The sequence below is a fragment of the Daejeonella sp. genome, assembly GCF_044232565.1.
GTDB lineage: Bacteria > Bacteroidota > Bacteroidia > Sphingobacteriales > Sphingobacteriaceae > Daejeonella.
Genome location: NZ_JBIILQ010000030.1, coordinates 1 through 18,060 on the forward strand (window position 1 = coordinate 1; position 18,060 = coordinate 18,060).

The 18,060-nt window shown below is 37.9% G+C and carries 17 protein-coding genes; 15 read left to right on the top strand and 2 right to left on the bottom strand.

Going from position 1 to position 18,060, the window contains the following annotated elements:
• The 8 genes from ACILQF_RS03140 to ACILQF_RS03175 all read left to right on the top strand — a co-directional run.
• On the top strand, positions 1-205 hold a 205-nt coding region (locus ACILQF_RS03140; protein ID WP_395625961.1), incomplete at its 5' end, for a hypothetical protein.
• Positions 206-210: 5 nt separating this feature from the next.
• Positions 211-768, top strand: coding sequence for a YeeE/YedE family protein (locus tag ACILQF_RS03145; RefSeq protein WP_395625962.1), 558 nt, complete (start codon positions 211-213; stop codon positions 766-768).
• Positions 769-771: 3 nt separating this feature from the next.
• The gene (locus tag ACILQF_RS03150; protein ID WP_395625963.1) at positions 772-1,185 is read left to right on the top strand and encodes a DUF6691 family protein; all 414 of its coding nucleotides are present in this window, start codon (positions 772-774) and stop codon (positions 1,183-1,185) included.
• Positions 1,186-1,196: 11 nt separating this feature from the next.
• Positions 1,197-2,282 carry a c-type cytochrome gene (locus ACILQF_RS03155; RefSeq protein WP_395625964.1) on the top strand — a complete coding sequence of 362 codons (1,086 nt, stop codon included), beginning with the start codon at positions 1,197-1,199 and terminating at the stop codon, positions 2,280-2,282.
• A gap of 16 nt (positions 2,283-2,298) precedes the next feature.
• Positions 2,299-3,987, top strand: coding sequence for a 5'-nucleotidase C-terminal domain-containing protein (locus ACILQF_RS03160; protein WP_395625965.1), 1,689 nt, complete (start codon positions 2,299-2,301; stop codon positions 3,985-3,987).
• A gap of 11 nt (positions 3,988-3,998) precedes the next feature.
• Positions 3,999-4,433, top strand: a complete 435-nt coding sequence (locus ACILQF_RS03165; protein ID WP_395625966.1) for a DsrE family protein — start codon at positions 3,999-4,001, stop codon at positions 4,431-4,433.
• A gap of 35 nt (positions 4,434-4,468) precedes the next feature.
• A complete protein-coding gene (locus tag ACILQF_RS03170; protein ID WP_395625967.1) occupies positions 4,469-5,899 on the top strand; it encodes an OprD family outer membrane porin in 1,431 nt (476 codons plus the stop codon).
• Positions 5,899-6,534, top strand: coding sequence for a Crp/Fnr family transcriptional regulator (locus ACILQF_RS03175; protein ID WP_395625968.1), 636 nt, complete (start codon positions 5,899-5,901; stop codon positions 6,532-6,534). Before ACILQF_RS03170 ends, ACILQF_RS03175 begins: the two co-directional genes overlap by 1 nt.
• A 33-nt stretch (positions 6,535-6,567) precedes the next feature.
• Here ACILQF_RS03175 and ACILQF_RS03180 read toward each other — a convergent pair whose 3' ends face one another.
• Positions 6,568-7,584, bottom strand: coding sequence for a sodium:calcium antiporter (locus ACILQF_RS03180; protein WP_395625969.1), 1,017 nt, complete (start codon positions 7,582-7,584; stop codon positions 6,568-6,570).
• A gap of 213 nt (positions 7,585-7,797) precedes the next feature.
• Between ACILQF_RS03180 and uxaC the strand changes: the two genes are divergently transcribed.
• From uxaC to ACILQF_RS03210, 6 genes are all read left to right on the top strand, one after another.
• Positions 7,798-9,198: a glucuronate isomerase gene (gene uxaC, locus ACILQF_RS03185; protein ID WP_395625970.1), complete on the top strand. Its 1,401-nt coding sequence runs from the start codon at positions 7,798-7,800 to the stop codon at positions 9,196-9,198.
• 37 nt (positions 9,199-9,235) lie between these two features.
• A complete protein-coding gene (locus ACILQF_RS03190; RefSeq protein ID WP_395625971.1) occupies positions 9,236-10,555 on the top strand; it encodes an MFS transporter in 1,320 nt (439 codons plus the stop codon).
• Positions 10,556-10,638: 83 nt separating this feature from the next.
• Entirely contained in the window at positions 10,639-11,682 is a 1,044-nt protein-coding gene (locus ACILQF_RS03195; protein WP_395625972.1) for a Gfo/Idh/MocA family protein, read from the top strand.
• An 83-nt stretch (positions 11,683-11,765) separates the two neighbouring features.
• Entirely contained in the window at positions 11,766-13,115 is a 1,350-nt protein-coding gene (locus tag ACILQF_RS03200; RefSeq protein WP_395625973.1) for a Gfo/Idh/MocA family protein, read from the top strand.
• A 120-nt stretch (positions 13,116-13,235) separates the two neighbouring features.
• A complete protein-coding gene (locus tag ACILQF_RS03205; RefSeq protein WP_395625974.1) occupies positions 13,236-14,585 on the top strand; it encodes a putative oxidoreductase C-terminal domain-containing protein in 1,350 nt (449 codons plus the stop codon).
• Positions 14,586-14,672: 87 nt separating this feature from the next.
• Complete coding sequence (locus ACILQF_RS03210; RefSeq protein ID WP_395625975.1) at positions 14,673-15,134, top strand: MaoC family dehydratase; 462 nt, start codon at positions 14,673-14,675, stop codon at positions 15,132-15,134.
• Positions 15,135-15,174: 40 nt separating this feature from the next.
• On the opposite strand, the gene ACILQF_RS03215 is transcribed toward ACILQF_RS03210, so the two are convergent.
• Positions 15,175-16,014, bottom strand: a complete 840-nt coding sequence (locus ACILQF_RS03215; RefSeq protein ID WP_395625976.1) for a S1 RNA-binding domain-containing protein — start codon at positions 16,012-16,014, stop codon at positions 15,175-15,177.
• Positions 16,015-16,184: 170 nt separating this feature from the next.
• Here ACILQF_RS03215 and ACILQF_RS03220 point away from each other — a divergent pair.
• Positions 16,185-18,060 (top strand): B12-binding domain-containing radical SAM protein (locus tag ACILQF_RS03220; RefSeq protein ID WP_395625977.1); only part of this gene is annotated, 1,876 nt, incomplete at its 3' end.

Sequence of the window (18,060 nt, forward strand, 5' to 3'; positions counted from 1 at the left end):
ATTGAATGATATTAAAAACTATGCCTGCCATTTAATTAATGATAAAGATGTGGAAAATGGCGTTGTTCATTTTAATCAAATGAATAATATGGATCTGATCTGCATTGGCACCCATGGTAAAGGAGGCTTGTTTCATCAAAGTGCTACAGAGAAGCTTATTAATCATCTTTTTAAACCAATTATTTCATTTCATCTAAATAACTAATACTAATGATTGAATTTTTAACACAACCCTGGTCTTGGTGGTTTTCGGGATTACTGATTGCGGGTATTATGTTTTTCCTTTTATTTTTCGGGCAGAGCTTTGGTTTCTCATCTAACCTTAGAACAATTTGTGCCGCTGCGGGACTAGGGAAAACGAACAAGTTTTTTGATTTCAACTGGCGCGGACAAATGTGGAATATTGTATTTCTAATTGGTGCCATTTTGGGAGGTTTTTTAACCAAGCAGTTTCTAGATACAGGTGCTCCTGTTCAGATTTCACAAGAAACTATTCAAGATTTATCCAAACTGGGTATTTCTGCACCCGAGTCTTTACAGCCCGATGAAATTTTTGGCTTTGATGCGATGTTTTCCCTAAAAGGCTTTTTAATTCTCGCCCTTGGTGGCTTAATGGTCGGATTTGGTTCTCGTTATGCGGGTGGTTGCACCTCCGGACATGCAATTTCCGGTTTGTCGGATCTGCAGTTACCATCTCTAATTGCCGTAATTGGTTTTTTTGCTGGCGGATTAATCATGACTTTTTTAATAATGCCTTTAATATTTTAAACTATGAAATTAATTAAATTCCTTTTCTTAGGTATCGTATTTGGCATAGTAATGACCAAATCTGAAGCCGTTTCTTGGTTTAGAATTCAGGAAATGTTCCGCTTTCAAGCTTTCCACATGTATGGAATCATTGGTACAGCCGTAACACTGGGTGTGGCTGGTGTAGCTTTAATAAAAAAATTCAAAATACGCGACTTTTCGGGTAATCCGATTTTGTTTAGCCCGAAAGATAGATCTGTTTACCGTTACCTTATTGGGGGTAGTATTTTCGGATTAGGTTGGGCGCTAAGTGGTGCTTGCCCCGGACCAATGGTTGTTAACGTGGGTTATGGATATTGGGCAATGGCAATTGTATTTTTCTTTGCCTTAGTTGGTACTTATTTATATGGTGTAGTAAAGAGTAAATTACCTCATTAAACATGTAGCTTATGTCTGAGAAGCAGGACGATAAAAATTTATTAAACGACTTATTTTCAGTGATTAATAAGCTCATCCTTGTGATGGTTTTATTAATTGTTGTAATGATTGCTATCCCCGTAGGATATTATATCAGCAATCTACCGGAAAGTCCGGAACTTACTTTGGAAGATGTGCCTGCCACCCTTGCCGAGGTAAAGACGGTTGTTCAAGAATTTTGGATTGCTCCTGAAACTAGCACCATCACTGATGCGGCAGAGAAAGAAAATGTGGAATATGGCAAGGACTTAATCGCACATACCGCTAAATATTTAGGCCCCAATGGTTCTGTAAAACAGATAAGTAATGGTATGAATTGCCAAAATTGTCACCTGCAAGCCGGAACTGCTGTTTTTGGCAATAATTATGGCTCTGTAACTTCTCTATATCCTAAATTTAGAGCGCGAAGTGGCGGTGTTGAAGATATTCCAAAAAGGGTAAACGACTGCTTTGAAAGAAGTCTAAATGGCTCCTCCTTAGATACAAATTCAAGAGAGATGAAGGCTATTGTAGCCTATATAAATTTCTTAGGATCCAATGTTCCAAAAGGTGAAAAAGCAGCGGGTTCGGGCTTTAAAGACTTGGCTTTTTTGGACAGAGCTACTGACCCTATAAAAGGGAAAGAGGTTTATACATTAAAATGTGTGAGCTGTCATCAATCCGATGGATCCGGTGTACTCAATCCCGACAAATCGGAATATACATTCCCGCCTCTATGGGGTAAGAATAGTTATAATGATGGCGCGGGACTTTATCGAATTTCCAATTTCGCAAAGTATGTGAAATACAATATGCCAATTGGCGCAACACATGAAAATCCTCAATTAACAGATGAGGAGGCTTGGGATATCGCTGCTTATGTTAATTCGCAAACCCGTCCACATATTAATGTGCCAAAAGATTGGCCAGATAAGTCTAAAAAGCCTATTGATCACCCCTTTGGCCCTTATGCGGATCAATTCTCGGAAAAGCAACATAAATACGGCCCATTTGAACCAATTGCCAAAGAAAAAAAGAAATTAGAGGAAGCTGCCAAATCAACTGGAAAACAGATTTAGGCTTAAACAACAATTTATGGAAAATAATAGAAGAGGTTTCTTAAAGAAAGTTGGTGCAATGGGTGCAGGAGCTGCATTGGTTACCGCAAATCCCATCCTTTCTATAGCTAATGAACTTTCTGAAAGTCCGATTGATGGTATAAATGAATCTGAGTTTACCATTTCCATTTTACAAACTACAGATGTTCATTGCCAGTTTCACCCGCACGATGAACTGTTTTGGGAGAATGAGCAATCTGTATTTCGTAAAACAGGGGGCTACGCTCATATTGCTACATACCTAAAGAAGGAGAAGAAAAGAAATCCAGACACCTTCATTCTTGATACTGGTGATATGTTTCAGGGCAGCGAGCTTTCAGTAAAAACAAGTGGTAAAGCAATAATTCCTGTCTTAAATGAGCTTGGTTACGATCTTTATTTGCCGGGCAACTGGGAGGTAATTTACTATAAAAAAGCGATGCAAACTTTACTAGGCTCTTTAAATGCGCCTAAAGTTTGTGCCAATATGTATCATGATCTTGGTGATGGCAAAAAAGGAGAACTAATTTTTCAGCCTTATCACATTTGGAATGTAAAGGGTGTAAAAATTGGTTTTATTGGATATACTGACCCATTGGTACCTGTAAGACAGTCGCCGAGCTATAGCAAAGGCATTATTTATACCAAACCAGAAGAAAATCTTGCTCATTATGTAGATGTATTAAGAAATCAGGAGCAATGCGCCTATGTTTTAATGTTATCTCATTTGGGCCTTTCACAACAAATTCATATTGCTAATCTGCCTGAATGTGAGGGTGTTGACTATATTTTAGGCGGTGATACACACGAGCGTGTGCGTAAACCAATACAGTGTAAATACTCTAAAGTGGTTGAACCCGGTGCATTTGGTTCATTTGTTGGGAAACTTGATCTCAAAATTAAGGATGGTAAGGTTGTTCAAGACGATTATACATTAGTAGAAATTAATCCCCAAAAGTATAAAGCCGATAAGAATACAAATCGCTTGATAGAAGAAAAGGAAGTCCCCTTTGAAGAAGATATCAATACGATTGCTGGATATAGCACTATTCCACTTTACCGTTATTTTGTGATTGAAAACACAATTGATACACTTATTTTAGATGCATTGAAGTGGAAGATAAAAGAAGCTGATATCGTTTTATCGAATGGTTTTAGATTCTGTCCGCCAAATGCAACTACTGACCAAACAGGAAATATTCCAATTACTAATGGCTACATCTTCGATATGTTGCCGGTAGATAGTGTGGTAAGAACGGGTTCTGTATCAGGAGCACAAATTGCGGAATGGCTTGAGAAAGAATTGAATAATGTTTTCGCTCTAGATGCTTCCCAACGCTTAGGCGGATGGGTTATTAAATTTAAGGGAATGAAAATAACTTTCAATGCCTTTGCTGCGAATGGAAAGCGTGTGCAAAGTATTGAAGTTGATGGTAAACCATTGGATAAAACTAAAATATACCGTATCTGCGCTTGTGAGCGTGAAGGTGATCCTCTAGATATGCTTTGCAGAATGAGAGGAGTGGCTAACGCAAGTAATACACCTTTTACATTACACTCTGTGTTAAAAGATTATTTAAAGGTAAATTCACCGGTAAGTCCCGAGCCGCCATTGTCTGCGAAAGTATTAGATGCTCCGCAAAAATTGCTTACACAGGTTACTGGGGTTGATTATCAATTTCGCTAATTTAAATTAACATGAAAAAAATCATTCTACTAACGCTATTATTCGTTTCTTCAATCGGCTTGAATGCGCAAACTAAGAATAATAAAGAGGCCTCTGCTAATTTTCAGGGACTAAAAATTGTTTTTCAGCTTACTTCTGCAGATACCTTAATTCATCAAAATTTGATGAACCAATTAAAAAATTATTGGAGCGTAGCGCCCGATACTCAATTTGAAGTGGTTTGTCATAGTGCGGGTTTAAACATGCTGTTAAAAAATACTTGCGTGATTCAGGATGATATCAAAATGTATGCGGATAAAGGAGTGAGTTTTGTAGCTTGTGAATTTTCCATGAAAAAGAAAAATGTCACTAAGGATCAGCTAGTTGCAGGATCCAGTACTGTAACCTCCGGAGTTCTAGAAATCGCAAAAAAACAACAAGAGGGCTGGAGTTATATCAAGTTATAACCCGAAATTCTACCTTTTTAATCAAATCAATTTAAATGAAATCATTTTTCTATGTGGCATTGCTATGCCTTGTTTTTTTTAGTTTCAGTAATGTAAATGCACAGCATCAAGACGTGAATGAGCGTCCTGAAATGTATAAAGGTAAAAACACTAACTCTGCGGATAGTAGCTCCATTCTGGGGGCTTTTAAGGGGGGTACTGTACAAGGTCATTTCAGGTATTTTTTTATGAATACTGTTAATGAAGGAAAACTAACAGATTATTATGCAAATGCTGCCGGTGGTGGTTTAAGATTTGAAACGGCAGAATTTCGCAACTTCCAATTTGCTTTGAGTGGCTTTTATATCTTCAATATTGGCTCTTCGGATATGACCAAACCGGATCTTCAAAGCGGGCAATTTAACCGGTATGAGATTGGCTTATTTGACATAGAAGATCCTAATAATAAGTCGGACATTGACCGCCTCGAAGAGTTTTACCTCAAATATAATTTTAAGAAATCATCCTTAATTTTTGGTCGCCAGTTATTAAATACCCCATTTATTAATCTTCAAGATGGCAGAATGAGACCAACTGGTGTAGATGGTATTTGGGCAGAACTAAATGAAATTAAGGGTCTTAAAATTGAGGGTGGTTGGCTGTATTCTATTTCTCCGCGAAGTACTACTCGTTGGTACCCTGTTGGCGAAACTATTGGTCTTTATTCTGCCGGTTTAAATCCGGATGGTAGTCCGTCTCAATATGCTAATAAAATTGAAAGTAAAGGGCTTGCATTAATAGCTCTAAAAAGTGATATCACTAGACATTTGAAACTTCAGCTTTGGGATATGTACACCGAAAATGTGTTTAATACGGCCATGTTGCAATCTGATCTTGTTCTACCTCTAAAAAATAATTCTGATTTGATTGTAGCGGCTCAAATTATTAAACAGGATGCAATAAATGATGGAGGTAATCATAATCAATCGGCCAGTTATTTCTTAAAAGATGGGAAATCATTGAGCTTCGGTGCTAAAATTGCCATAAAGAATAAGAATTGGGAGACTTCCCTAAACTATAATCGCATTACTGAAAAGGGCCGTTATTTGCTTCCTCGTGAGTGGGGCCGCGATCCTTTCTTCACCTTCTTGCCTCGCGAACGAAATGAAGGTTTTGGGGATTTACATGCAATAATGGCAAAAATTGATTATAAATTACCTCAAACTAGGCTTAAAACATCCTTAGCCGCTGGATATTATAAATTACCTGATGTAAAGAATTATGCTTTAAATAAATATGGATTTCCCTCATATTCTCAAATTAATAGTGATTTTAGATATACCTTTGATAAGGGATTAAAAGGTCTCGAAGCTCAGCTTCTATTAGTAGCTAAATTTAATGCTGGCGAAACCTATGGGAATACCAAAATGATAATCAATAAGGTAAATATGTTTCAGTCTAACTTTGTTTTAAACTTTCATTTCTAATGGTCGCGAATTTAGATAAGCTAAAAAGTATTTTTGAACCTCAACTAATTCAAGAAATACAACAATTCGGAATCTTTCAAACTTTTAATGAGGGTGATTTGATTATGGATTATGGCAAATATGTTCGCATGATGCCAATTGTTTTGAAAGGTACTGTGAAGGTATTGCGACTTGACGAAAAGGATAATGAAATTCTATTGTACTATTTGTCAAATAATGAAAGTTGTTCTATGGCCTATAGTTGTTGCTTAGAAGCCAAAAAAAGCGAGGTCAAAGCAGTTGCTGAAGATTATGTTGAGCTTATCGCCATTCCTCATCTCAAGTTAGATGATTGGCTTTGTGCCTATCCAAGCTGGAAAAACTATATCATGCGTAGTTTCAACGAGCGCTTTATTGAATTGTTAAAATCGATTGAAAGCATTGCCTTTCATAAATTGGATGAGCGCTTAATCGCTTATTTAAAAGAAAAGCAACGCATGACTGGCTCAAGCGTAATTAAAGTTTCTCACAACTTAATTGCTGATGAGCTCGCAACATCTAGGGTTGTTATTTCTAGACTATTAAAACAGCTTGAAAATGACCAGAAGATAATTTTGTATAGAAACGAAATTAAACTGCTTGTCTCTTTCTCTTAATCCACATCCTTAAGCAATTTAATAATATTTTATTTATCCCAAATGGTATAATGCCAATATTAATGATAGGTAAAGTATAATTAATATTAGGGCATCAATTCCTAAAATAAATCGCTTTTTTGTTGGTCCTATTAAAATACTAATTCCCACAAGGGCAGTCATTAGCAAAGTTACAAGTCCGCTAAGTACATGGTTTGGATCACTCATAAGTAATAATTCACCTTTTGTGTAAAGCAAATCATTAAGGGCAAGAACGAGCATGTTGAAAATGTTGCTCCCCAAAAGATTCCCAACGGCCATATCTATGCTGCCTAGTCGTACAGCTGCAATGGAAATTACTAATTCGGGCAGTGAGGTTGTTGCAGCTACTAAAAGTGTTCCAATAAATGATTCACTCATTCCCGTGACTTTTGCAAGATTATCTGCAAAATAGGGCAATAATAAGGAGCCAATGACCACTAAAATTGCATAAAGTACATACCTTCTAATAGCTACCCTTAACGTAATCTCTTTGTGTTTTTTATTAAAGTCTAGTGTACTAGCTTGATTTGTTGTAGTGGCAAGCTTCTGTTCATTCTTATAAATCACCCTGATGGTAATAATATAAATTAAAATTAATAGAACTGGAAAGGTGCTAAACCAGCCAATGTCTGGCATGAGATCCCCATATAGTATTCCGATTATAGATATAATAATTAGAATCATGCCAAAAAAACCGGCTAAAACGTGACTTTTAGTAACTACTGATGATAGAGGTTTTCCGGGTACAAAATAATCTAAAACAGCTAGTATAAGCAGGTTAAAGGATAAACTTCCCATAATACTTCCAACAGCAATATTTGGCGAATCAATCAATACAATGGCACTAAACCCTGTAAATAATTCTGGAAGCGAGGTTACTGCGGCCATCATAATCAAACCCATCCAGGCCTTGCCCATTCCTGTTAATTCAGCAATGATGTCTCCATACTTCGATAATCTCGTTCCGCTGTAAGTAATTAAAGCTGCACAAAGTATAAATCCAATTACTAAAGTTGCAAGTGAGTTCATCGATAAAATTATATGTTAAATAACTGCCTTAGGATGATTTTGTTTTTATTAGAAAATGGAATTGAATAGGATGCATTTTTTTGATCAATTATGTATAAATTCATAAAATAAAAGATTCCCGACTTATTTTTAGATAGTTAAATGGATTTCTAACACATACAACCTACAAGAATTGCTATAATTTACCACTACTTAATTGATTATAATCGGCAGATGAAGAACTTTTTAGACCAGGACTTTCTACTAGAAACCACAACAGCAAAAATACTTTATCACAGCTTTGCTTCCCAATTACCGATCATCGATTACCATTGTCACTTACCCCCTAACCAAATTGCTGAGGATTCGAATTTCAAAAATCTGACTCAAATCTGGCTTTATGGTGATCATTATAAATGGCGTGCAATGCGTGCCAACGGTATTGCTGAAAAATATATAACGGGCGATGCCAGCGATTTTGAAAAATTTGAAAAGTGGGCCGAAACAGTTCCCTATACCTTAAGAAATCCGCTTTATCATTGGACTCACCTAGAGCTTCAGCGATATTTTGATGTATATGATATTTTATCTCCAGCTACCGCAAAAAAAATATACGATGAATGTACCGCTAAACTTCAAACTCCCGAATATTCTGTCCGCCGCCTTATTCAAAAGATGAATGTTGAAAGTATCGGTACAACGGATGATCCTCTTGATGATCTGCTTTCACATCAAAAAATCAAAACCGATGGTTTTTCAACTAAGGTTTTACCTTCATTTCGCCCAGATAAGGCCATGAACGTGGAGGATTTGGAACAACTTCAGGCATATATTTCGAAACTAAAAGAGGTGTCGGGCTTGCCAATTCATAATTTCAAAACCTATCTTGAAGCACTTAAAAGTCGCCATGACTTTTTTGCCGAAAACGGTTGCACTGTTTCTGATCATGGTCTTGAGCATTTCTATTGCGAAGAATATAGCGATAGTGAAATTGAGCTCATCTTCCAAAAAATTTTGGCATGCTATAGCTTAAGCAACTCAGAAGCTTTAAAATTTAAATCTTGTATGCTGATTAATCTTGCACATTGGGATCATGAAAAGGGCTGGGTGCAGCAATATCATGTGGGTGCACTAAGAAATAACAATTCTAGACTACTCAATCAGTTGGGACCCGACACCGGATTCGATTCTATCGGGGATTTCTCTCAAGCAAAAAACCTTTCTAAATTCTTAAATAAGCTCGATTCTTCAAATAAATTGGCCAAAACCATTCTCTATAATCTCAATCCGGCGGATAATGAAATGCTAGCGGCCATGACCGGTAATTTTAATGACGGTTCTGTAGCAGGGAAAATGCAATTTGGGGCTGCATGGTGGTTTCTTGATCAAAAACTTGGCATGATTAATCAGCTTAATGCGCTATCAAATATGGGTCTATTGGGTCGTTTTGTGGGCATGATAACCGACTCTAGAAGTTTCTTATCTTATCCAAGGCATGAATATTTCAGGAGAATCCTCTGTAATCTTATCGGCAATGATGTTGAAAATGGGGAGCTTCCTCATGATATCGAATGGCTTGGGAAAATGGTTGAAAATATTTGCTACTTTAACGCCAAGAAATATTTTAATTCCTAAGCATGTATAAATCTCATTTGATTTGAAAAAGCCTGTTATGAAAAACTTCCAACCAATGACGAATTATCGATGGACCATCTGTTCACTTATATTTTTCGCTACCACAATAAATTACCTCGACAGGCAGGTAATAAGTTTATTAAAACCAATTCTGGAGAAAGAATATAATTGGACCGAATCAGATTATTCAAATATTGTAGCCGCATTTCAATTGGCTTATGCCCTCGGTATGTTAGGCGTAGGAAGTATAATTGATAAGATTGGCAGTAAATTGGGTTATGCTATTTCATTATTTCTTTGGAGTATCGCTTCCATTATGCACGCTTTTGCTAGCTCAACTTTTAGTTTTGGAGTGGCAAGGGCATTTTTGGGAGTTACAGAGGCTGGAAACTTTCCCGCAGCCATAAAAGTGGTCGCCGAGTGGTTCCCCAAAAAAGAGAGAGCTTTCGCTACAGGGATCTTTAATAGCGGAACCAACATCGGAGCTGTAATTGCCCCGCTAATTGTGCCATGGATTGCCATAAGCTACAGTTGGCAAATGGCATTTATATCTACCGGTGCCGTAGGTTTTATTTGGCTTATTTTTTGGTTCTTATTATACCGCGCACCATCCACCCATAAATTGGTAAATGCGGCAGAACTTGAACATATTCAAAGTGATGTTGAATTTGAAAAGGCCAATGGGTCTGAATCTGAAATAGATATTCCATGGAGTAAATTGCTAACCTACAAGCAAACATGGGCTTTTGCTGTTGGTAAGTTTTTGTCGGATGGGGTTTGGTGGTTTTTCCTTTTTTGGCTTCCTGCCTTTCTCATTTCTGAATATAAATTGGTAGGAATGGAGATAAGTTTCCCTGTTGCGGTAGTTTATTTAATGGCAGGCGTGGGTAGTGTTGCTGGTGGATGGTTACCTATGTGGCTTATGAATACCAAAGGATGGGATATGGTACGATCTAGAAAAACATCCATGCTTATTTATGCTGTATTTCCAATATTAGTAATGTTTTCGCAAGCAGCAGGCGCTTATAATATGTGGTACGCTGTCTTTATAATTGGTGTAGCAATGGCGGCCCATCAGGCATGGTCTGCAAATATTTTAACCACCGTTTCGGATATGTTTCCGAAAAAATCGATAGGCGCTGTAATCGGAATTGGGGGAATGGTTGGTGGTTTTGGAAGCATTACTGTGGCAAAGTCGGCAGGGGCTTTACTAGATTATTATAAAGCTCAGAATGATGTTCAAACTGGCTATTACATTCTCTTTTTGTTTTGTGGAACAGCCTATTTAATTGCTTGGTTTCTGATGTTTAGGGTTTTAGCTCCTAAAATGACGCCCATTCATGCTGCTAATAAATAGTCTATTTGTGTTGACTTATTTTTATAACTACACCAAAACGCTTTATATTAATTATTGCATTATTAAACGATTTTTATTTAAATATGAAATCAAATCCGGAGCGTAGGTTATTTATTAAAAGTTCGGCTATTGCGGTAGCAGGTATCGGACTAGGTTTTCAGGGTTTTGCTGAAAATATGCTCCCAAAATCGAAAATCAATATTGGAGAAGGTATGCGCGTAGGTATTATCGGATTGGATACTTCGCATAGTATTGCTTTTACAAAGGCGCTTAATAATCCGGCCGCGGGACCAGAATTTAGTGGTTTTAAGGTTGTGGCTGCCTATCCATTTGGGAGCAAGGAAATTAAAAGTAGCTTCGATAGAATTGCTGGTTATACCGTGGAGATGATGAATATGGGTGTTGAAATTCCGAACTCCATTGCAGATCTATTAACCAAGGTTGACTTCATACTATTAGAAACAAATGATGGCCGAATGCACCTTGAACAAGCATTGGAGGTCATTAAATCAGGAAAGCGCTTTTTTATTGATAAACCCATTGCAGCATCACTTAAAGATGCCGCAGCAATTTTCAGCGCCGCAAAAAAGGCGAATATTGATGTTTTCTCTTCTTCTTCATTAAGATATACAAGTGGAGCCCAGGCACTTGCCGCCGGAAAGCTCGGCAAAATTCTTGGTGCAGATACGTATAGCCCATGTGTGCTTGAAAGCACGCATCCCGATCTTTTCTGGTATGGCATCCATGGTGTCGAATCTTTATTTACTTTGATGGGAACCGGTTGTAAGGAAGTGGTGCGGGTGAGTACTGATGATACGGAACTGGTTACAGGCACTTGGAGTGATGGAAGAATAGGTACTTTTCGTGGAACGCGCTCTGGTAAATCGGGTTATGGCGGGACTGCCTTTGCAGAGAAGGGAATAGCACCTATTGGAGATTATGAAGGATACAATCCACTTCTAGTTCAAATCATCAACTTTTTTAAAACAGGTGTTGTGCCTGTAAGCGCAGCTGAAACTTTAGAAATTTGTGCTTTTATGGAGGCTGCAGATGAAAGTAAAAAAAGAGGTGGAGCTCCAATTAGTATCGATTCTATTTTCAAAAGAGCTTCATTAATCAGAGAATAAAAAAATAAGGCAGAATAATCTGCTATTTTGAAACGTGTTGGGGGGTATAAAACATCATTTATCTTAACCGAAAAAAAATTGCAATGAAAAATTCCAGTAACCGTAGAAAATTTATCAAAAACACATTAACAGGTGCTGCAGTGCTCTCCTTTGGAGGTGTTTTACCAAGTTTTACTGCTAAAAGTTATGCGCGTATTCTTGGCGCCAATGAGCGCATTCAGCTTGCTGTTATGGGCGTAAACAGTCGCGGTTTTGCCTTAGCCTCAAATTTTGCTGCCCAAAAGAATTGTGAAGTCCGATACATCTGTGATGTGGATAAAAGAGCCGCAGAAAAATGTATCGCCAATGTTGCCCAAATACAAAATAGTACTCCCCTCGCTCAGCCTGATTTTAGAAAGTCATTGGAAGATAAGCAATTGGATGCCTTGGTAATTGCTGCTCCAGACCATTGGCATGTTCCTGCAGCTTTATTAGCTTCGGCCGCCGGAAAGCATGTTTATCTTGAAAAACCATGTAGCCATAATCCCCATGAGGGAGAACTGCTTGTTGCAGCAGTTAAAAAGTATAAAAATATCATTCAAATGGGTAATCAGCGTCGTTCATGGCCCAATATTCTTTCCGCAATTAATGAATTACATGCCGGAATTATCGGCCGGCCATACTACGCGAAAACCTGGTATACCAATAACCGCCCACCAATTGGCGTTGGTAAAACTGCCCCGGTACCTGAATGGCTCGACTATGATTTATGGCAAGGGCCTGCGCCACGACGTGAGTTTAAAGATAATTTGATTCATTATAACTGGCATTGGTTTTGGCATTGGGGGACAGGCGAATCACTGAATAATGGAACCCACATGATTGATTTGGCCCGTTGGGGATTGCAAGTTGATTATCCAACAAAAGTAAGTTCGGCAGGTGGAAGGTATCGCTATCAAGACGATTGGGAAACTCCCGATACACAAAATATTACGATAGAGTTTGCGAATAAGTCTACAATTAGCTGGGAAGGCAGAAGCTGTAACCCTTTCCCCATTGAAGGGAGCACGGTAGGAGTGATATTTTATGGGGAAAATGGTACCATGGTAATTGGTGGTGGCAATTCCTATAAAGTGTACGACCATAAAAACAATCTAATTAAGGAAGTTAAAAATGAGATAAAGGTGGATCCCAATAATTTGTCGAACCCATCGCAGCAGTTGGATGCTTTCCATCTTCAGAATTTCTTTGCAGCTATAAAAAATGGTGAAAGTTTAGCATCCGACATAGATGGAGGCCATAAGAGCACACTTTTATGCCAGTTAGGGAATATTGCTCAACGAACTGGGAAAACACTAAAGGTTGATGCCCAAAACGGACGTATCTTAAATGATCCGGATGCAATGAAATTATGGACTCGGGAATACCAAAAAGGTTGGGAGCCTAAAGTTTAATTTTTCACATTTAAACGTTAATTAGTATAAATACTCCTTCGTATCAAGAGGATATTGCTTTGAAGAATATATAGAAATATGATAAAATTTAATTTTAAATGCCTTCTTTTTATAAATTTCATGACGATAATTGCAGTGGGTTGTACTTCTAAAATGGATCAATCAGCTAGCCAAAGTCGCGATAAAATAAAACTGATTACCCTCGATCCGGGACATTTTCACTCAGCCTTGGTTCAGAAATCCATGTATGAGAACGTGGATTCTGTGGTTCACCTTTATGCCCCAGAGGGAAAAGAGCTTAAGTCGCACCTCAGTTTGGTAGAAGGATATAATTCTAGAGAAGAAAATCCGACTTTTTGGAAAGAAAAAATTTATACTGGCCCTGATTTTCTGGATAAAATGTTATCCGAAAAGGCCGGGAATGTGGTGATACTTGCCGGCAATAATAAAATGAAAACGGATTATATTGCTAAATCTGTAGAAGCAGGGCTGCATGTTCTTGCCGATAAACCTATGGCGATTGATTTAGATGGCTTTCATAAACTTGTAAAGGCTTTTGAAATTGCAGAAAAAAATAAGCTGCTACTTTATGATATCATGACCGAAAGGTATGAGATTAATACCATGCTTCAGAAGGAGTTTGTACACCTTCTGGCATTTGGCCAGCTAGAAAAAGGTAGTCCCGAAAATCCTTCAGTAACCAAGGTTAGTGTGCATCATTTCTATAAAAATGTGTCTGGTAAACCATTGGTGAGGCCGAGCTGGTTTTTTGATGTAAAACAACAAGGCGAAGGTATCACAGACATCACCACCCACTTAGTTGATTTGGTGCAGTGGGAGTGCTTTCCGAATCAGATTTTAGATTATAAAAAAGATATTGAAATTGTATCGGCAAAAAGGTGGCAGACAAGCATCAATGCCGCCCAATTTGAAAAGGCAACAAAAGAAAAGGAATATCCCGATTTTTTAAAAGCAGATGTAAAAAATGGTGTTTTAAGTCCCTACTCTAACGGCGAAATAAATTACCGTTTAAAAGGTATTCACGCAAAAATATCTGTTACTTGGGATTTTCAGGCACCTGAAGGAACAGGCGATACCCATTTTTCTGTGATGAGAGGAACCAAGGCCAGCGTCATTATTAAGCAGGGAAAAGAACAGAATTTTAAACCTGCTTTGTATATTGAACCACGCGAAAATACTGATATACTCTCTTTTGAAAAGGTCCTAATGGCAGATTTAAAGCAAGTTCAGAAGCAATACCCTGGTGTTGAGCTCAAAAAAATTGCTAAAGGATGGGAAGTTATAATTCCAGATTCTTATAAAGTTAGTCACGAGGACCATTTTGCGCAGGTGACCAAAAAATATCTCCAGTATTTAAAGGAAGGCGCTTTGCCGTTATGGGAGGTGCCAAACATGATTGCTAAATATTATACCACCACAAAGGCCCGAGAAATTGCTTTAGGTTTATAATGCTTTTTGTAAATAATAATAATTAAGAAAATCTAATTTGCTATTTTGAACAAAATTTAGTTTTCAATCTATTTTAACCAAAGTTTTATGCTGATTATTAGAAATTTCAATGAGTTTGAATCTTTTTCGGGGATGGAGCTAGGTATTTCCCTACCGCATAAAATTACACAAGAGCAGATTCTGAAGTTTGCTGATGCAACCATTGATCATCAGTGGATTCATACAGATCCTGAGCGTGCAGCAACGGAGGGCCCATTTAAATCGACAATTGCGCATGGCTATCTTACTCTTTCGCTTATTCCCTATCTGTGGAAGCAAATTGTAGATGTCCAAAATCTAAAGATGGAAATCAATTATGGTATTGAAAATCTAAAATTTGGGCAGCCCGTACTTGTGGAGAGTGAAGTGCGACTGAAAGCTAATCTAGTTTCAATCGTAAATCTTAGGGGTGTATGTAAAGCAACTATCGGTGCGGAACTTGAAATTATTGGTCAGGCAAAACCAGCATTTAAAGGAGATGTGGTATTTCTTTACCATTTTACGGAATAGAAATGCCAATAAACCATTGATTTTATTGATTAGGATTATTTTAACGGGCTTTTGGAACCAATTTAATTTCAAAATCTGAAATCTCTACCAATCGCTCTTTGTATAAACTTCCTGCCGCTTTTTTGAAGGCTTTTTTGCTGATTTTTAAACGGTTATAAATATCTTCTGGTGAACTTTTATCACCCAAGGAAATAGATCCTCCGCATTCTTCAAGCTCAATCATTAAGCTATCCTTAAGATCTAGAATATGCTTAAACCCGATAACTTGAAGGCTCAAATCGATTTTGTTGGCGTCTCTAATTTTTTTAATCCATCCTGTTTTTTGATCACCTGCTTTTAAATCTTCAAAAACTTCATTATGGTATAATAAACCCATAAACCTTTGGTTGATAATGGCGCTATATCCTAAATCGCTTTCTTCGGTTATCAATAGACGAACTTCGTCTCCTTCCTCCAAATCATGCTCATCCTGTTCAATAAAGTCACTTAATCGTGATGATGCAGTTATACGGTCGTTACGCTCATCAGTGTATAGATAAACAACATATTTTTGTCCGATTTGCATAGGTCGCTTCTGCTCACGCTCTGGCACAAAAACATCTTTCCCAATTCCCATATCCATGAATGCGCCTTGTTCGGTTACATCAACAACGTTCAATAATGCAAACTCATCTACCTGTGCAATGGGTGTTTCGGTGGTAGCCATTATTCTGCCATCACTGTGGATATATGTAAAAACATTAAGATTATCGCCAATTTGAGCATCTACAGGGGCGTTTACAAATGGTAGGAGCACTTCTTTCTCTCCGTCTGTTAAAATGAGACCGGCTTCAGTCTTTTTGGTAAATCTTAATTCGTTATACTTTCCGATCTCTATCATGTTTTCTAATAAATATCCTGCAAAGATACGAAAAAGCAGTTTAGCGATTTTTAAAAGGCTAAAAAAGGATTAAGCGACATTTTTTTGTAACTCTACTCCATCTGATTTATTTACAATACCTTTGATTCAAATTGTTTTAATGCAGGATTAAACACTGAATTGATAATAAATTGGCAAATAAGATATTTTTAATTACTCCGCCCTTTACTCAGCTAAATACGCCTTATCCGGCAACAGCTTATTTAAAGGGATTCCTAAATACAAAAGGTATTTCCGCTTTTCAGGCAGATCTTGGGATTGAAGTTATTTTAGCGCTTTTTTCTAAATCAGGATTAGAAGATCTTTTTACTCAAATTACAATACCTCATGAGGATTTGAGTGACAATGCTAATCGAATCATTGCGCTCAAAGATCATTATATTCATAAAATTGATGCGGTAATTTCTTTTCTCCAAGGGCATAACCCAACGCTTTCACATCTTATTTGTCAGGAGGATTTCTTACCACAAGCCTCCCGTTTTAAGCAAATGGAGGATCTCGAATGGGCCTTTGGCACGATGGGCACACAAGATAAAGCAAAGCATCTCGCCACTCTTTTCTTGGAGGATATTTCAGACCTTATTGTTGAGGCGGTAGATCCTAATTTCGGATTTAGTAGATATGCTGAGCGTCTTGGGCGTTCTGCCTCAAGCTTTGATGAGCTTTATGAGGCATTGCAAAAGGATTTGACCTTCACCGACAAGATTTTGATCCAATTATTGGATGAAAAGATGAAAATGGTGAAGCCTGAAATAGTTTCATTATCGGTGCCTTTTCCAGGTAATTTATACGCGGCATTCCGCATCGCCCAATGGATTAAAGTGGAATACCCAGAGGTTAAAATCGCAATGGGTGGTGGCTTCCCAAACACCGAATTGCGTTCAGTTTCTGATGCTCGTGTGTTTGAGTTTATGGATTTTATTTGCTTGGATGATGGCGAAGCTCCTGTAGAACATTTATGTGAACTCTTAGATGGGAAGCGTAATCTTCCTGATTTAAAAAGAACTTTTGCGCTGATTGAAGGTAAAGTCACTTATTGTAATGGTAGTAAATCGCCTGATTATAAGCAATTTGAGACCGGCACTCCAGATTATTCGGATCTCTTCCTAGACCGATATATATCCGTAATTGAAGTGGTTAACCCGATGCATCGTATGTGGAGCGATGGCAGGTGGAATAAGCTTACCATGGCACATGGTTGCTATTGGGGTAAATGCACTTTTTGCGACATTTCGCTTGATTATATCAAAATATATGAGCCCATTGCGGCTGCTTTACTTTGCGATAGAATGGAGCAAATGATTGCGCAAACAGGTGAACGCGGATTCCATTTTGTGGATGAAGCAGCACCGCCAGCTTTAATGCGTTCTTTGGCTCTTGAAATTTTAAGGCGTAAATTAACAGTTACGTGGTGGACCAACATTCGATTTGAAAAGAGCTTTACGAATGATCTTTGCCAATTATTGAAAGCTTCGGGTTGTATTGCCGTTTCTGGCGGATTAGAAGTGGCATCGGATCGCTTGCTTGAACTTATACAAAAGGGAGTGACTGTGGAGCAGGTAGCGCAAGTATGCAACCATTTTACTGATGCTGGCATTATGGTGCATGCTTATTTGATGTATGGTTTTCCTACGCAGACGGCCCAAGAAACAATTGATTCGCTTGAAATGGTCAGGCAAATGTTCGAAGCCGGAGTATTACAGTCTGCATTTTGGCATCAATTCGCCATGACCGCTCATAGTCCCGTAGGGATGTACCCTGAAAAATTTCAGGTTGAAAAGGCTTGTGGTTCTACTGGTACTTTTGCCAATAATGATATAGTGCATATTGATAAAACTGGCACAGATCATGAGCTGTTTAGCTATGGACTGAAAAAATCATTGTTTAATTATATGCATGGCATTTGTTTCGACTATCCGTTGCAGGAATGGTTTGAACATAAAGTGCCCAAGGTAAAGGTAGATCCTCAGTTTATCATGAAATCTTTGTCGAAAGAAGAGTCATTCC

Excerpts from the sequence above, each read along its gene's own strand:
- ACILQF_RS03145 (WP_395625962.1), top strand. The coding sequence starts at position 211 with ATGATTGAATTTTTAACACAACCCTGGTCTTGGTGGTTTTCGGGATTA.
- ACILQF_RS03150 (WP_395625963.1), top strand. The coding sequence starts at position 772 with ATGAAATTAATTAAATTCCTTTTCTTAGGTATCGTATTTGGCATAGTA.
- ACILQF_RS03155 (WP_395625964.1), top strand. The coding sequence starts at position 1,197 with ATGTCTGAGAAGCAGGACGATAAAAATTTATTAAACGACTTATTTTCA.
- ACILQF_RS03160 (WP_395625965.1), top strand. The coding sequence starts at position 2,299 with ATGGAAAATAATAGAAGAGGTTTCTTAAAGAAAGTTGGTGCAATGGGT.
- ACILQF_RS03165 (WP_395625966.1), top strand. The coding sequence starts at position 3,999 with ATGAAAAAAATCATTCTACTAACGCTATTATTCGTTTCTTCAATCGGC.
- ACILQF_RS03170 (WP_395625967.1), top strand. The coding sequence starts at position 4,469 with ATGAAATCATTTTTCTATGTGGCATTGCTATGCCTTGTTTTTTTTAGT.
- ACILQF_RS03175 (WP_395625968.1), top strand. The coding sequence starts at position 5,899 with ATGGTCGCGAATTTAGATAAGCTAAAAAGTATTTTTGAACCTCAACTA.
- ACILQF_RS03180 (WP_395625969.1), bottom strand. The coding sequence starts at position 7,584 with ATGAACTCACTTGCAACTTTAGTAATTGGATTTATACTTTGTGCAGCT.
- uxaC (WP_395625970.1), top strand. The coding sequence starts at position 7,798 with ATGAAGAACTTTTTAGACCAGGACTTTCTACTAGAAACCACAACAGCA.
- ACILQF_RS03190 (WP_395625971.1), top strand. The coding sequence starts at position 9,236 with ATGAAAAACTTCCAACCAATGACGAATTATCGATGGACCATCTGTTCA.
- ACILQF_RS03195 (WP_395625972.1), top strand. The coding sequence starts at position 10,639 with ATGAAATCAAATCCGGAGCGTAGGTTATTTATTAAAAGTTCGGCTATT.
- ACILQF_RS03200 (WP_395625973.1), top strand. The coding sequence starts at position 11,766 with ATGAAAAATTCCAGTAACCGTAGAAAATTTATCAAAAACACATTAACA.
- ACILQF_RS03205 (WP_395625974.1), top strand. The coding sequence starts at position 13,236 with ATGACGATAATTGCAGTGGGTTGTACTTCTAAAATGGATCAATCAGCT.
- ACILQF_RS03210 (WP_395625975.1), top strand. The coding sequence starts at position 14,673 with ATGCTGATTATTAGAAATTTCAATGAGTTTGAATCTTTTTCGGGGATG.
- ACILQF_RS03215 (WP_395625976.1), bottom strand. The coding sequence starts at position 16,014 with ATGATAGAGATCGGAAAGTATAACGAATTAAGATTTACCAAAAAGACT.